The following is a 14,675-nucleotide window of genomic DNA, read 5'->3' as shown; positions in this document are numbered from 1 at the left end:
ACCCTAAGGTGTCTAGTGTATAGATACTGATGGTAAAAACGGAATGTTATATTATCTATTTGAATATTTAGAAAGCGAATATCAGTTTCCTGGAGCATCTCTGTTTCAGTTTATAACGTTTAGAGCAGCTATGGCTATCATATTGTCATTGTTGATTTCTACCATTTATGGTAAGCGTATTATTGCACTTTTGAGAAAAAACCAGATGGGAGAGAGTATTCGTGAGCTTGGTTTAGAAGGGCAAGCCGAAAAGGCTGGTACGCCAACTATGGGAGGTGTTATCATCATTCTGGCAACCCTTATTCCTGTTTTACTATTTGCTAAACTAGATAATATTTATGTCCTTCTACTAATTGTGACTACTATATGGATGGGGATTATTGGTTTTACAGATGATTTCTTGAAGATTAAAAGGAAAGACAAAGAAGGTTTAGCAGGAAGATTTAAAATCATTGGTCAAGTAGGTCTGGGTCTTATTGTGGGTTGTACTATGTATTTTCATAATGACATTACTGTGAGACAAGAAAAGCTGAATGCAGATGTAGTGCAGGTAGAGTCTGGAGAAGAAAAATCTGATTTTAATCCGGCAGTAAAATCTACAAAAACCACATTACCATTTTTTAAGAATAATGAATTTGATTATGCAGATTTAATAACGTGGATCAGCCCAGAGTTGTCTAAATATGCGTGGTTAGTATTTATTCCAATAGTCATATTTATTGTTACAGCTGTTTCAAATGGAGCAAATTTAACCGATGGTATAGATGGTCTTGCAGCAGGTTCTTCGGCAATAATTGTGCTTACCCTGGCATTGTTTGCATGGGTTTCTGGTAATATCATTTTTTCAGATTATCTCAATGTGATGTATATCCCAAACTCTGGAGAGATGACCATTTTTATTACCGCATTTGCAGGAGCACTTGTTGGGTTTCTATGGTATAATACCTACCCGGCACAGGTGTTTATGGGAGATACAGGTAGTTTGACTATTGGAGGTATCATCGCTGTTATTGCTATTGCAATTCGTAAAGAGTTTTTAATCCCTATCCTGTGTGGAATATTTTTTATCGAAACATTGTCAGTAATGATGCAAGTGAGCTGGTTTAAATATACCAGGAAAAAGTTTGGAGAAGGAAGGAGAATCTTTCTCATGTCTCCATTGCATCACCATTATCAGAAGAAAGGAATTCATGAGAGTAAGATTGTAGCTAGATTTTGGATTGTTGGAATTTTTCTGGCCATTCTGGCTGTAATTACTTTAAAAGTGCGGTAAATGAAAAGGTTAGTGGTGTTAGGCGGGGGAGAAAGTGGAGTTGGAACCGCCATTTTAGGAAAAAAAGAAGGTTTTGATGTTTTTGTTTCCGATAAAGGAACAATAGCAGAAGCATATAAAGAAGTTCTTAGAAATTTTGAAATCGAATGGGAAGAAAAACAGCATTCTGAAAAGAAAATTATGAATGCAGATATCGTCATGAAGAGCCCTGGTATTCCTGATAAAGTTGATTTGATAGAGAAACTGGTGCAGAAAGGAATTCCTGTGGTGTCTGAAATTGAATTCGCATCAAAATACACTTCTGCAGCCATTATAGGGATAACAGGGAGTAATGGAAAAACGACAACTACCATGCTTACTAATCATGTGTTGAAAGGAGGCGGGTTAGATGTGAATATGGCAGGTAATATAGGTGATAGTTTTGCCAAACAAGTAGCTCATAATGATGCCGAATTTTATGTATTAGAGCTTAGTAGTTTTCAATTAGACGGGGTCTTGGAGTTTGCACCTCACATTGCAGTGCTCACAAATATTACTCCAGATCATTTAGATAGATATGACTATAAATTTGAAAATTATATCGCTTCGAAGTTTAGGATTACAATGAATCAAAAAGAAGATGATTATTTCATTTACGATGCAGATGATGATGTAATTACTTCTTATTTAGAGAAACACCCAATTCGATCAAAGTTACTGCCGTTTTCCCTTACAAAAAGGGTTGAGAATGGAGCTTATTTAGAAAATGAAAATATTAACATAATAATCGATAACAACAAATTAATCATGCCAACAACAAATTTAGCATTAAAAGGAAATCATAATGTGAAAAACGCAATGGCTGCAGCTACAGTATCGCAGCTATTAAAAATTAGAAAAGCTACAATTCGAGAATGTCTCGAGAATTTCCATGGGGTAGAACACCGGTTAGAAAATGTATTGAAGATAAATAATGTACAATACATTAATGACTCAAAAGCTACCAATGTGAACGCTACTTTTTATGCGTTAGATGCGATGAAATCTTCTACGGTTTGGATAGTAGGAGGAGTCGATAAAGGGAATGATTATTCAGAGTTATATTCATTGGTAAATGAAAAAGTAAAAGCAATCATTTGTCTTGGTGTTGATAATACAAAAATTATCAATGCATTTGGGAATTGTATCGATAATATTATGGAAACAGAATCTATGAAAGAGGCGGTAAATATGGCATATAAAATTGCCGAAAGAAATGATAATGTTTTGTTGTCGCCAGCTTGTGCCAGTTTCGATTTGTTTAAAAACTATGAAGAAAGAGGGCGATTGTTTAAAGAAGCAGTAAGAGAATTATAATTAAACAGGAATAAAATAAGAATGACTAAAGTATTAGCAAATATAAAAGGTGATAGAGTAATATGGGCAGTAGCTGCCCTGTTGGCGTTATTCTCATTTTTACCGGTATATAGTGCTAGTAGTAATTTGGCATACTTATATGGTGATGGAGATACTTTTAGTTTTTTGGTAAAACATTTTGCGCATTTGGCACTTGGTTTTTTAATCATGTATGGTGTGCATAAAATACCATATCATTATTTCAAAGGGCTCTCAATTATTATGGTTCCGGTGGTGTTGATTTTGTTATTGGTAACAATGGCTCAAAATACTACCGTTCAGGGTGCTAATGCAAGTAGATGGATTCGTATACCTTTTGTAGGAATGACATTTCAAACCTCTACTTTGGCAGCAGTAGTGTTAATGACATATGTGGCGCGATATTTATCAAAAATTAAGGATAAAACAGTTTCTTTTAAAGAAACCCTCTTACCACTTTGGCTACCCGTTTTCTTGGTGTTAATGATGATTTTGCCCGCTAACTTTTCTACCACAGCGATTATTTTCTCTATGGTAATTATGTTAGTGTTTTTAGGAGGATATCCTATACGATACATTTTAATAGTATTGGGAACAGGTTTTATGATACTTACGTTTTTTATTCTTTTTGCCAAGGCATTTCCCGGGATGTTCCCTAATAGGGTAGATACCTGGGTAAGTAGAATTGAAAATTTCGCTGATAATAAGGAGACACAGGAGGATTACCAAATAGAACGAGCTAAGATTGCAATTGCTCGGGGTGGGGTTATAGGTACTGGTCCAGGAAAAAGTGTACAACGTAACTTTTTACCTCAATCTTCTTCAGATTTTATTTTCGCAATTATAGTAGAAGAATGGGGCTTTGTCGGAGGTGTATTTTTGATGCTGTTGTATTTATTGCTGCTATTCAGACTTGTAGTGGCTGCTCATAAATGTGAAGATGCTTTTGGTAAATTATTGGTGATTGGAGTGGGGCTCCCTATTGTTTTTCAGGCATTAATTAATATGGCTGTTGCAGTAGAGTTGTTTCCGGTAACGGGTCAAACACTCCCTTTGATAAGTAGTGGAGGAACTTCAATCTGGATGACGTGTCTAGCAATAGGAATCGTATTAAGCGTAAGTAGCAAGAGAGAAAATTATATAGAAGAAGAAGAAGAAAAAGAAGAAGAAGAAAACCCTTTAGAGGTTTTGCAAGAAATAGTATGAGTAAACGATTGAAGGTCATATTATCTGGAGGAGGAACAGGTGGGCATATATATCCAGCTATTGCAATTGCCAATGAGCTACGTAATCGATATGCTGATATAGACGTGCTATTTGTAGGTGCAAAAGACAGAATGGAAATGCAAAAAGTGCCTCAGGCGGGGTATGAAATTGTGGGACTATGGATTAGTGGGATTCAAAGGAAATTAACCTTGAGTAATCTCTTGTTCCCTATTAAGTTACTTAGTAGTTTATGGAAATCTAGATCTATCATTAAAAAATTTAAACCTGATGTGGTTATTGGTACTGGAGGATTTGCAAGTGGACCCTTGTTGCGAATTGCAAATTCAAAAAAGATTCCGACAGTACTTCAGGAGCAAAATTCATTTCCAGGAATAACCAATAAGTGGTTGGCAAAAGATGCAGGTAAAATATGCGTAGCCTACGATCATATGGAGCGATTTTTTCCGCAGGAAAAAATTATCAAAACAGGAAACCCCGTTCGACAAGATTTGCTCAGTATAGAAGGTAAACGAGATCAAGGCCAGAAAAAATATGGTATTGATGTTAATAAAAAAACCATTCTTGTTCTGGGAGGAAGTTTGGGAGCGAGACGAATTAATCGACTTATAGAAAAAGAACTCGATTTCTTTGAACAAAAAGAAATTCAAGTCATTTGGCAATGTGGGAAGTTGTATTATTCAGAATATGAAAAGTATAATACAAAAGAACATGTTCAGGTGCATCAGTTTTTGGATAGTATGGATTTAGCATATGCCGCTGCAGATATTATTATTTCAAGAGCTGGAGCAAGTTCAGTTTCCGAATTATGCATAGTGGCAAAGCCAGTGTTGTTTATACCCTCGCCAAACGTAGCTGAAGATCATCAAACCAAAAATGCTCAGGCTATTGTTAATGTTGGAGGAGCAAAAATGATAAAAGAAAATGAGTTGGATGATCATTTTGAAGATCGAATGTCTGAAATATTAGTATCAGAACAATTGCAGAGTCAATTGTCTAATGCTATAAAAACGATGGCATTACCTAATGCAACATCAGATATTGTTGATGAAATTGAGAAATTAATATGATTAAAAAATAGAGAAGAAGTAGCCTAGATGAACCAAGGTTTAGAACATATAAAAAACATTTATTTTATTGGTATCGGTGGTATCGGTATGAGTGCGCTTGCCCGATATTTTAAGTTTTTGGGTAAAAATGTAGCTGGATATGATAAAACCTCTACGCAGATTACCTCAGACTTGGAGGCATTAGGGATCAATATACATTTTGATGATCATGTAGATAATATTCCTCAAGTATTTAAAAATGTAAAAGATACTTTAGTTGTTTATACTCCTGCTATTCCTAAAGATCATAAAGAGCTTAATTATGTTCGGGATTGTGGTTTTGCTATCATGAAACGAGCACAGGTGTTGGGGGAAATTACTAAAAATGTATACACATTGGCTGTGGCTGGAACTCATGGTAAAACTACTACTACAGCTATTTTGGCACACTTGTTAAAAGAAAGCGGAGCTAAGGTAACGGCTTTTCTGGGTGGTATAAGCGAGAATTACAACTCTAACCTTGTGTTGGAGGGTAATGAAGTTGTTGTGGTAGAAGCTGATGAATTTGATCGATCCTTTTTACAGTTGCATCCAGATATAGGAGCGATTACTTCGATGGATGCTGATCATTTAGATATTTACGAAAAAGCAAATGCACTGGAAGAATCATTTATAGAATTTTCTTCTAAGGTAAAGGATCATTTATTAATTAGAAATGGACTTCCTATTTCGGGACTCACCTTTGGTATAGAAGATAATTCAGCTTATAGTGCACAAAATATAAAGATTGATAATGGTACCTATGTTTTTGATTTAAAAACGCCAAAACAAATAATTAGAGATTTGCATTTAAACCTGCCAGGTAAACATAACTTGTTAAATGCTATAACAGCCTTTGCCATAGCGATGATCTACGGCTCCCCGACCACATCTCTGGCAAAGGCTTTATTAACTTTCAAGGGAGTTCAAAGAAGGTTTAGTTATCAAATAAAAACGGAAGACCTGGTGTTTGTAGATGATTATGCACATCATCCAACAGAAATTAATGCGCTTCACCAGGCAGTACGAGAAATGCACCCAGGTAAACGGGTTCTTGCTATTTTTCAGCCTCACTTATATAGTAGGACAAGAGACTTTGCAGCAGATTTTGCAGCTAGTTTGAGCCAATTTGATGAAATATTACTGCTAGATATATATCCGGCGAGAGAATTACCCATAGCAGGAGTAACATCAAAGTGGTTATTAGAGATGGTAGATAGTGATCATAAAAAGCTGGTTTCAAAAGAAAATTTGATTGAAGAGATAAAGAAAAGTAACCTAGAAGTAGTTGTTACTATAGGTGCTGGAGATATTGGAGAAGAAGTAAAAGATATTAAAGAAGCATTGTTGATATGAAAAGAATGAAGACATATCTAAAATTTGGAGGTTTAATGGCGTTGATAATTACTCTTTTCGCTTTTACCAGTAATAGAAATAAAGAAAGAAAGATTGATAAAGTGCTCATAGAATTTATCGAAGAGCAAGATCCATACGTTAACGAATCCATGGTTAATAAATTGTTAATACAAAATCAGGATAGGGTTACGAACGTGGGTAAAGAAATTTTAGTTTTGAATACTGTAGAGCGGGAGTTAGATTCACACAAAATGATCGAACGCTCCGACGTGTATCTTACTGTAAATGGAGAACTTAGGGCGCTTATTAAGCAACGCACCCCAATTGCGAGGGTTAATGCGGTTACTCCTTTTTATGTAGATGTTACCGGAAAAACGATGCCTCTGTCTGATAGTTATTCAGCACATGTACCATTGGTGCATAATGTTTCTGAACGAGAAGTAGGAGAAGTTTTTCCTTTGTTGAAGAAAATTCAAAGGGATGAGTTTTTGAAGAAACATGTAGTTGGAATTTATAGAAATAGAAAAGGTCATTATGAATTAGAGTTAAGAGTATACTCATTCAAAGTGGTCATAGGGAAAGTAGAAAGTTTAGATAGTAAGATTAAAAACTTTAAGGCCTTTTATCAAAAAGCATTACGAGATAAAAGTCTTGATAAGTACAAAAAAGTCAGTTTACAATTTAGTAATCAAGTGGTTTGCACCATAAAATAATACCAATATGGAAAGAGCAGCAAATGAAATAGCGGTAGGACTGGACATAGGAACAACCAAGATTGTTGCTATGGTTGGCAAGTACAATGAATACGGAAAGATGGAGGTCCTTGGTGTTGGTAAATCCAAAAGTTTGGGGGTGCACCGAGGCGTGGTAAATAATATTACGCAAACCATTCAATCTATACAGCAAGCAATACAAGAAGCAGAAGCCGTTTCTGGAATGAAAATTAATGATGTCACCGTGGGTATTGCAGGACAGCATATTCGAAGTTTGCAACATAGCGATTATATCACCAGAGCAAATGCAGATGCTGTGATAGATGATGATGATATCGAAAAGTTATGTAATCAGGTTCATAAACTGGTAATGCTTCCCGGAGAAGAAATTCTTCATGTACTACCACAAGAATACAAGGTCGACGGACAAGCAGAGATTAAAGAGCCGGTAGGAATGTATGGTGGTCGATTAGAAGCAAACTTTCACGTGGTTGTAGGGCAAGTGACCTCAATTCGAAATATTGGTAGATGTGTAAAGAGTTCTGGTTTAGAGCTTTCAGACGTTACCTTAGAGCCATTGGCCTCTGCAAATGCAGTGTTAAGTCAAGAAGAAAAAGAAGCGGGAGTAGCACTCATCGATATAGGAGGTGGTACTACAGATCTAGCCATTTTTAAAGATGGTATCATTCGTCACACTGCTGTAATTCCTTTTGGTGGAAATGTTATTACCGAAGATATAAAAGAAGGATGCTCGATTATCGAAAAACAAGCAGAGTTGCTTAAAATAAAGTTCGGATCTGCATGGCCAGGTGAAAATAAGGATAATGAAATTGTTTCTATCCCGGGGTTACGAGGGAGAGAACCAAAAGAGATTACGCTTAAAAATTTATCCAAAATTATTCATGCACGTGTTGTCGAAATTATAGAACAAGTGTTTTTAGAGATCAAAAACTACGGGCATGAGTCTCCTAAGAAAAAATTGATTGCAGGAATCGTTTTAACGGGAGGGGGATCTCAATTAAAACATCTTAAGCAACTTGTAGAATATATCACAGGAATGGATACCCGAATTGGATATCCTAATGAGCATTTGGCAGGTAATAGTGATGCCGAAACAACTAGTCCTATGTATGCAACTGCTGTAGGTCTGGTGATGGATGGGCTTGTGCATATGCAAAAACAGAAAAAGACAGTGCCAAAAGAAACAGTGGTAAAAGCAGAAATAGGTCAGGATACCGAAACTGAAGTAGAAAGCACTGTAGGTACAGAAGAAGATAACCCAAGAGTAGACCTAAAACCAAGAAAGAATATTTTGGAGAAATGGACCGAAAAGTTTAAAGAATTCTTGGATAACGCAGAATAAATTAGGAAGTAATAATGTTCGGTTACGAACAGTGAAAAATATTTAAAAAAATTGGAGAACCAGAAAATTAGCGATTATGAGTAGTAATGAAGAATTTGAAAATATTTCTTTTGATTTACCAAAAAACCAATCAAATGTAATTAAGGTGATTGGTGTAGGAGGTGGTGGTAGCAACGCTATCAATCACATGTTCCTGCAGGGGATTAAAGGAGTAGATTTTGTGATCTGTAATACCGATGCGCAAGCTTTGGAAAACAGTTCGATACCTAATAAAATACAATTAGGTGTATCCTTAACCGAAGGTCTAGGAGCAGGAGCAAATCCCGAAGTGGGAGAAAAGGCAGCAGTAGAAAGCTACGAAGAGATTAAAAACATGTTGGATACCAATACCAAAATGATTTTTATCACCGCTGGTATGGGAGGTGGAACAGGTACTGGTGCAGCACCAATAATCGCAAAAATGGCTAAGGAATTAGATATCCTTACCGTTGGTATTGTTACTATTCCTTTTCAGTTTGAAGGTAGAATGCGTAATGAACAGGCGCAGTTGGGAGTCGAACGATTACGAGCTCATGTAGATTCCTTAATAGTAATTAATAATAATAAACTTAGAGAAGTTTATGGTAACCTTGGGTTTAAAGCTGGTTTCTCCAAAGCAGATGAAGTACTTGCTACAGCGTCCCGTGGTATTGCCGAAGTAATTACACATCACTACACTCAAAATATCGATTTACGTGACGCTAAAACTGTTCTTAGTAATAGTGGTACAGCTATCATGGGGTCTGCTAATGCCTCTGGTAATAAACGTGCTCACGATGCGATTGTTAAAGCATTAGATTCTCCGTTATTGAACGATAATAAAATTACAGGTGCCAAGAATGTTTTACTTCTTATTGTATCTGGAAAAGAAGAAATTACTATCGATGAAATTGGAGAAATCAATGACCATATTCAGCAAGAAGCAGGACATGGAGCCAATATCATTATGGGTGTGGGTGAAGATGAATCTTTAGAAGACGCAATTTCTGTAACTGTAATAGCAACAGGTTTTGATGTTGAACAACAAGATGAAATTGTTAATACCGAAACAAAAAAGATCATTCATACTCTAGAAGATGAGCAAAAAGCGACGGTACAGGATTTAACTCCAAAATCTACTGGTAAAACAACACCAATATTGTCTCCACTGCCTAAAAAGGAAGAGGTAGAAGAGCCAAAGGTTATTAAGCATGAGTTAGTTGAAGATGAAGAGGAGATAGAAGAGCCTTCAGGCCTTATAGCCACTACAGACTTACTTAAAAATATAGATGTAGAATATGAGGTGGTGAGCCCATTTTCTTCAGATAATGATTTTGTGATTATTAATGCGCAGGACATTATTAAGGAAATTGAAGTAAAAGATGCCGAAGAATTGAATAATGAAAAAGAGAGTACCGATCAATTTTCTTTATCTTTTGATATGCCATCTGGTAGTGACGAGGGGCTAAGAAACGATATTGAAGCACCAGTTGCAAAGGAACAGCCAAGAGAAGTAGAAGAAGAACAACCTATAGTATTCGATTTGAGTGATGATATTTTAAATATCGATGTTAACGAGCCTATAGAAGTGGTACCACCTACCGAAACTGTTGCTGGAGGAGTGCGAAAATATAGTTTAGAAGACTATATGGAAGAAGAAAAACGCTTAACCGAGGCACAACCTACAGAGGTTATAGAAGAGGAAGATGAAGAAGTGATTTTCGAAAAGAAAGTAGTAGCTCCAGAACCAAAAACTGAAGAGCCAGAAAATGCTGATCCGGTAAATCAACCTATATCAGAAATATTAAAAGCGAGAGCTGCAGAACGTAGAGCTAAAATGAAAGAATTTAATTACAAGTTCAGAAATAGTTCTTCGCATATCGATGATATCGAAAAAGAACCTGCTTATAAACGTGCAGGGATCGATGTAGATTCGAAACCTGAAGATTCTGGTTTGTCAAGAACTTCTTTGGGTACAGATAGTAACGACGATATACAGTTAAGAAAAAACAATTCATTCCTGCATGATAATGTAGACTAAGAATTTTTAACAGAAATCATAGATAACCGATAATCTGAACTTAGATTATCGGTTTATTTTTTATCTTCGCAATCCTAAAAGATTAAAACGAATTATTATGAGTTTACAGCAAAAAGTAATGACCGCTATGAAAGAGGCGATGAAAGCAAAAGATACCAATGCTTTAACATCATTACGTGCAATTAAATCGGCTATTTTGTTGGCTCAAACAGAAAGTGGGGCGAAGGAAGAGCTAAGTGAAGATCAGGAGTTAAAATTACTTCAAAAATTAGTAAAACAACGTAAAGATAGTGCAGCTATCTTTTCTGAGCAAGGAAGAGAAGACCTGGCACAGCCAGAACTGGATCAAGCTAAGGTAATAGAGCAATTTTTACCAGAGCAGATGAGCGAAGAAGAAATAGAGAAAATCGTTATAGATATTATTGCTAAAACAGGAGCAGAAGGAATGAAAGATATGGGTAAAGTTATGGGAATGGCGTCTTCTCAATTGGCTGGTAAAGCCGACGGTAAAACTATTTCTACTATCGTAAAAGGTAAATTGTCATAACAAGATTAAATATTTGAAGGCCCAGTAGTTCAACTGGATAGAATATCAGATTTCGGCTCTGAGGGTTGGGGGTTCGAATCCTCCCTGGGTCACATCAAGTGCAAAACCACGCCAATGGCGTGGTTCTTTGTTTTTCGGAAAACCCTAAAGCCCAAAAGCTACAGGGTTTTGTTGTTTTTGAGCAATATATTTTACATATCGTTTATTAAACTTTTTTTTCTATTCTATTGGAAAAAATAACGAAAGAAACCCCTCCTATAATTATTAAAACTCCCGCAATCACTATTCCCTTATCTAGATTTGATAAAGAAGATAACAATAGTATAAATCCACCAATTAAATTAATTGCTCCGGCAGTTAACCTTGTCAATAATATTCTTTTATTTATACTATGGTTTGAGTTTAAAACCATAAATGAAAATAAAATTTCAAAAAGGCCATACATAATTATAAAATAGGTCGTCAACATTAAAAAAGACGATAGAGAATCAATTATCAATGTCATTATTATGGCATAAGTGATCAATCCTATACCTTGGATTGTATGATATTCTATTGCAACTTTTGGTAGCTTATCATATTTGGAAAATATAAAACCACATATTCCTGAGCTTAAAAGAAAAAGAGGGACCAATGTTTTTGAGCTCGGAATACCTATTTGTTTTGAGATTATTAATACTATTCCTGAAGCGACCATCAATAGACCGCTAAGTGCTAAGTAAAATGTTTTTTTCATTATGTGTTGTTTGGTTAGTTTTAATGTAATTCTCCTTTTTCACCATCTACCCATTTTTGCATCATCACTCTTTGAGCAGGTGTTTGCTGTGCTCCACCTGCTAAGAGGTCAAGAAATTTATCCCAGAGATTTTTCTTTTGAGATGCTTCTTTCTTGATGTCTTCATAGGCTCGCATATACTCGTCTGCATACGTATACGCTTCATATGCTGAATACTTAAAAGGAATATGTTTTAAAATAGTGTCTGTTAATTCATCAACTTCCTCAGGTTTATAGTTTTCTATAAGCTTTAATTGAATACCACAAGCTTCAGCTTCATTTTTTATCTTTTTATGTGTATTAATTATATCGGTCCAGATACTCTGCCAGTTTTCTCTTTCATTTTCAGGAAGACAGTTAAATCCCAAATTCTTCAGAGTGGCATAACTACGTTCGATTTTTACGACATGTTTAGGGTATCTATTCCATTCTTCGGATAATTTTTCAGTACTTCTTCCTTTAATTTTTAAAATCGTATCAGACATTATTTTCTGTAAATGTTGATGCTCTTCACTATATTGTTTCAGTTCGTCTACCCATTTTTGCTTCGTATTTTCCGACGCATATTTATCTACTTTACCTGCAATTTCTTCAACGTCTGTTTTTAAGATTGCTCCAAGAGCTTTCATTGACGACCAATTGTCTGATGCTGCCATAGCAAAATGTCGAATGAATACAACTGCTTCAATGACAGGGTTAAAATTTCTATTTTCCATATAATATTATTGTTTATCTGAATGCAAATTCTTCATCATAGATGTCTTTTTGTTTAACTCCTTCGTCTTTTAAGCCTTTGAAAATACTTTTCTTTAAAGCCTCTGGACCACATATGAGATAAGCTTTCTTTTCAGGGTTTCGTAAGCTTAAATCTTCTACAGAAATGTGGCCTCTAGTTTTAGAGTCCCATAGAATGAATTCAAAGAGTGGATTCTTATTGGCATGAGATTCGAAATCTTCTTTGTGAGTGGCTTCACTTTCATTATTTACACACCAATACAGCGTGACCTTATTAGCATAATAATCTTTGATTAAGGACAAAAAAGGTGTAATGCCAATACCACCAGCAATCCAGACTTGCTCTTTTTCCTTTGAGAAAGCACTAGAGAATTTGCCATATGGCCCTTCAACTTTGGCCTTGTCATTAACATTTATTTTTTTTGCCAATCCATTGGTATAATCTCCCAACCCTTTTATAGTTATTCTTAAATTAGCTTCGTTGGGGTGACTACTTATGGTAAAAGGATGTTGTTCTCTTTTACCAATTGAAGAAAAGGTGAAAAATGCGAATTGACCAGCTCGAAAATCTAAGGCCTTAGTATCAGCTTGTAATTCCAACTCGGTAATATCATTTCCGAGGTCTTGAATAGATTTTACCGTATAATTTAGTTTTTTATTGAATAAACTAAAAAGGAAGGCTCGATAAAACCACGCAATTATTCCAATAAAGGACATACCAAAAACATAAACTCTAGTAATAGGGAGCTCTTTAATCAGGCTATCTACCAGAATTCCGTGAATTACTCCCATTACATAAAAGATTCCCATTAGTTTGTGAAAATTGACCCATTTATGATATGGAATTTTTCTTTTGAAAATTGGAGCAGCTGACAATATGACCCCTATGATAATAAGAACAAAAGCATAAAAACCTAAGGGCTTTCCGGGATTAAACTCAGCCAAATCTCTGGGGACCACTATAAAATGTGCTAGTAATAAGACAACGGCAATTACTCCAGACCTTCTGTGTATCAAATACATTTTATCTAGACCACCAAAAAGGTTCTCAACCCATTTAGCTCGGGTTGCCATTAAAAAATTGAATGCAAATACGGTAATTACCCAGGAAGAGAATACCTCTCCTAAAATTCGATGTGGGTTTTTCCAAGATATGTTGGTTAGTTCGCCGAATAGTAATGTGTCTGAAGACACTTCTTTAAAAGACCCATTATAAAAGTATAAGTCTATAGCCCAAAAAATGAAGTGAATGCCAATAATGATTGGAAAGTAAATTTCTTGTTTTAAGATTCGCATAATAAGTTTTTTTCAAACCTATAGCTTCTTAATATTCTTCAATTGTATAAATTGGTCATTTTGCTTTTGATATAATGTTCTCGGGGTTTGGCCTGTATGTTTTTTGACTTCACGAATAAAATGCGCCTGGTCGAAAAAGCCTTTTTCTGGGAAGAATTCGCCTTCTCTTATTTGCAGATATGCTCTATAGCATTTTTGAACATTCAAATACTTTTTAAGGGAAATACCAACGTATTTATTTAAGTAACGGTTTATTTCCCGATGCGACCAAAAAATTTGTTTGGCAACTTCCTGGGCTTGAATATCTCCAAAAGTATTATATAACAATTGGCTTAAACGTAAACGGTTAGGTCTTATCTCTTTATTTAAGGCTAGTCTTTTTAGAAATATAGCTTCAATTTGTTTAACTACATTTTCAAAAGAGGTAAACTCAATAGTATTAAAATTAAGATAATTGAAATCGAGAGGTATGGTATTGTTCAAAGTTTCTTTAGTATCTCTATGCAATATATATTCTGGAGCGATAATTTTTAATCGTATCCCATAAGAAACTACACCTGGAGGTGTTACTATGTCTAACTCCTTTGTCCACAGACCTGTCATTATAAACCTAACAACTTTCCCTTTTACTAATTGGATAATTAGCTTTACATAGCCATCTGGACAAATAGAAAAATGATGATGTTTTTTACTTAAGTTTTTGGCTTCAAAGTACGACGATATAAAATCGTCTAATTCTTCACTTGGGTACAGTTCATTATATATATGATCAGTGTTTTCTGTCATTCATAGTTTAGTTTTTTCAAACATAGAGGTATTGAAATCTCTAAAATTGTATAAACTGGTCATTTTTTGTTGATATAAAATAAGCTTTTAGCACTAAAAAAGATACT

General features: G+C 35.3%; 13 protein-coding genes and 1 tRNA gene. 10 read left to right on the top strand and 4 right to left on the bottom strand.

Features of this window, described 5'->3' with window-relative positions:
* The first annotated feature begins 43 nt into the window (after positions 1-43).
* The 10 genes from mraY (at position 44) to M0D21_RS11630 (ending at position 11,068) form a co-directional block, all read left to right on the top strand.
* Positions 44-1,273, top strand: a complete 1,230-nt coding sequence (gene mraY / locus M0D21_RS11675) for a phospho-N-acetylmuramoyl-pentapeptide-transferase (protein WP_248329659.1) — start codon at positions 44-46, stop codon at positions 1,271-1,273.
* A complete protein-coding gene (murD, locus tag M0D21_RS11670; protein ID WP_248329657.1) occupies positions 1,274-2,608 on the top strand; it encodes a UDP-N-acetylmuramoyl-L-alanine--D-glutamate ligase in 1,335 nt (444 codons plus the stop codon).
* Between the two features lie 21 nt (positions 2,609-2,629).
* Entirely contained in the window at positions 2,630-3,832 is a 1,203-nt protein-coding gene (locus tag M0D21_RS11665) for an FtsW/RodA/SpoVE family cell cycle protein (protein ID WP_248329655.1), read from the top strand.
* Positions 3,829-4,920 carry an undecaprenyldiphospho-muramoylpentapeptide beta-N-acetylglucosaminyltransferase gene (murG, locus tag M0D21_RS11660; RefSeq protein WP_248329652.1) on the top strand — a complete coding sequence of 364 codons (1,092 nt, stop codon included), beginning with the start codon at positions 3,829-3,831 and terminating at the stop codon, positions 4,918-4,920. Before M0D21_RS11665 ends, murG begins: the two co-directional genes overlap by 4 nt.
* A 27-nt stretch (positions 4,921-4,947) precedes the next feature.
* Positions 4,948-6,294, top strand: coding sequence for a UDP-N-acetylmuramate--L-alanine ligase (murC, locus tag M0D21_RS11655; RefSeq protein ID WP_248329650.1), 1,347 nt, complete (start codon positions 4,948-4,950; stop codon positions 6,292-6,294).
* 5 nt (positions 6,295-6,299) lie between these two features.
* Positions 6,300-7,007, top strand: coding sequence for a cell division protein FtsQ/DivIB (locus tag M0D21_RS11650; protein ID WP_248329648.1), 708 nt, complete (start codon positions 6,300-6,302; stop codon positions 7,005-7,007).
* Positions 7,008-7,014: 7 nt separating this feature from the next.
* Positions 7,015-8,370 (top strand): cell division protein FtsA, encoded by a 1,356-nt coding sequence (ftsA, locus tag M0D21_RS11645; protein ID WP_248329646.1) that lies wholly within the window; start codon positions 7,015-7,017, stop codon positions 8,368-8,370.
* A 76-nt stretch (positions 8,371-8,446) separates the two neighbouring features.
* On the top strand, positions 8,447-10,429 hold the full coding sequence (gene ftsZ, locus M0D21_RS11640; RefSeq protein ID WP_248329644.1) for a cell division protein FtsZ: 1,983 nt from the start codon (positions 8,447-8,449) through the stop codon (positions 10,427-10,429).
* 97 nt (positions 10,430-10,526) lie between these two features.
* The gene (locus M0D21_RS11635) at positions 10,527-10,976 is read left to right on the top strand and encodes a GatB/YqeY domain-containing protein (RefSeq protein WP_248329642.1); all 450 of its coding nucleotides are present in this window, start codon (positions 10,527-10,529) and stop codon (positions 10,974-10,976) included.
* Between the two features lie 18 nt (positions 10,977-10,994).
* Positions 10,995-11,068, top strand: a tRNA-Arg gene (locus tag M0D21_RS11630).
* A gap of 113 nt (positions 11,069-11,181) precedes the next feature.
* Here the strand turns inward: M0D21_RS11630 and M0D21_RS11625 are convergent.
* Genes M0D21_RS11625 through M0D21_RS11610 form a run of 4 tightly spaced genes read right to left on the bottom strand, consistent with a single transcriptional unit; the run spans position 11,182 to position 14,568 of the window.
* Positions 11,182-11,712: a hypothetical protein gene (locus M0D21_RS11625; RefSeq protein ID WP_248329640.1), complete on the bottom strand. Its 531-nt coding sequence runs from the start codon at positions 11,710-11,712 to the stop codon at positions 11,182-11,184.
* A gap of 20 nt (positions 11,713-11,732) precedes the next feature.
* Positions 11,733-12,467 (bottom strand): hypothetical protein, encoded by a 735-nt coding sequence (locus M0D21_RS11620; RefSeq protein WP_248329638.1) that lies wholly within the window; start codon positions 12,465-12,467, stop codon positions 11,733-11,735.
* A gap of 13 nt (positions 12,468-12,480) precedes the next feature.
* A complete protein-coding gene (locus tag M0D21_RS11615; protein ID WP_248329636.1) occupies positions 12,481-13,782 on the bottom strand; it encodes a ferredoxin reductase family protein in 1,302 nt (433 codons plus the stop codon).
* Between the two features lie 18 nt (positions 13,783-13,800).
* Entirely contained in the window at positions 13,801-14,568 is a 768-nt protein-coding gene (locus M0D21_RS11610) for a helix-turn-helix transcriptional regulator (protein ID WP_248329635.1), read from the bottom strand.
* Between the last annotated feature and the right edge of the window lie 107 nt (positions 14,569-14,675).

This window comes from Aquimarina acroporae (assembly GCF_023195925.1).
GTDB classification, from domain to species: domain Bacteria; phylum Bacteroidota; class Bacteroidia; order Flavobacteriales; family Flavobacteriaceae; genus Aquimarina; species Aquimarina acroporae.
Note: the sequence above shows the minus strand (reverse complement) of the source record. Positions and strands in the feature narration are given on the sequence as shown.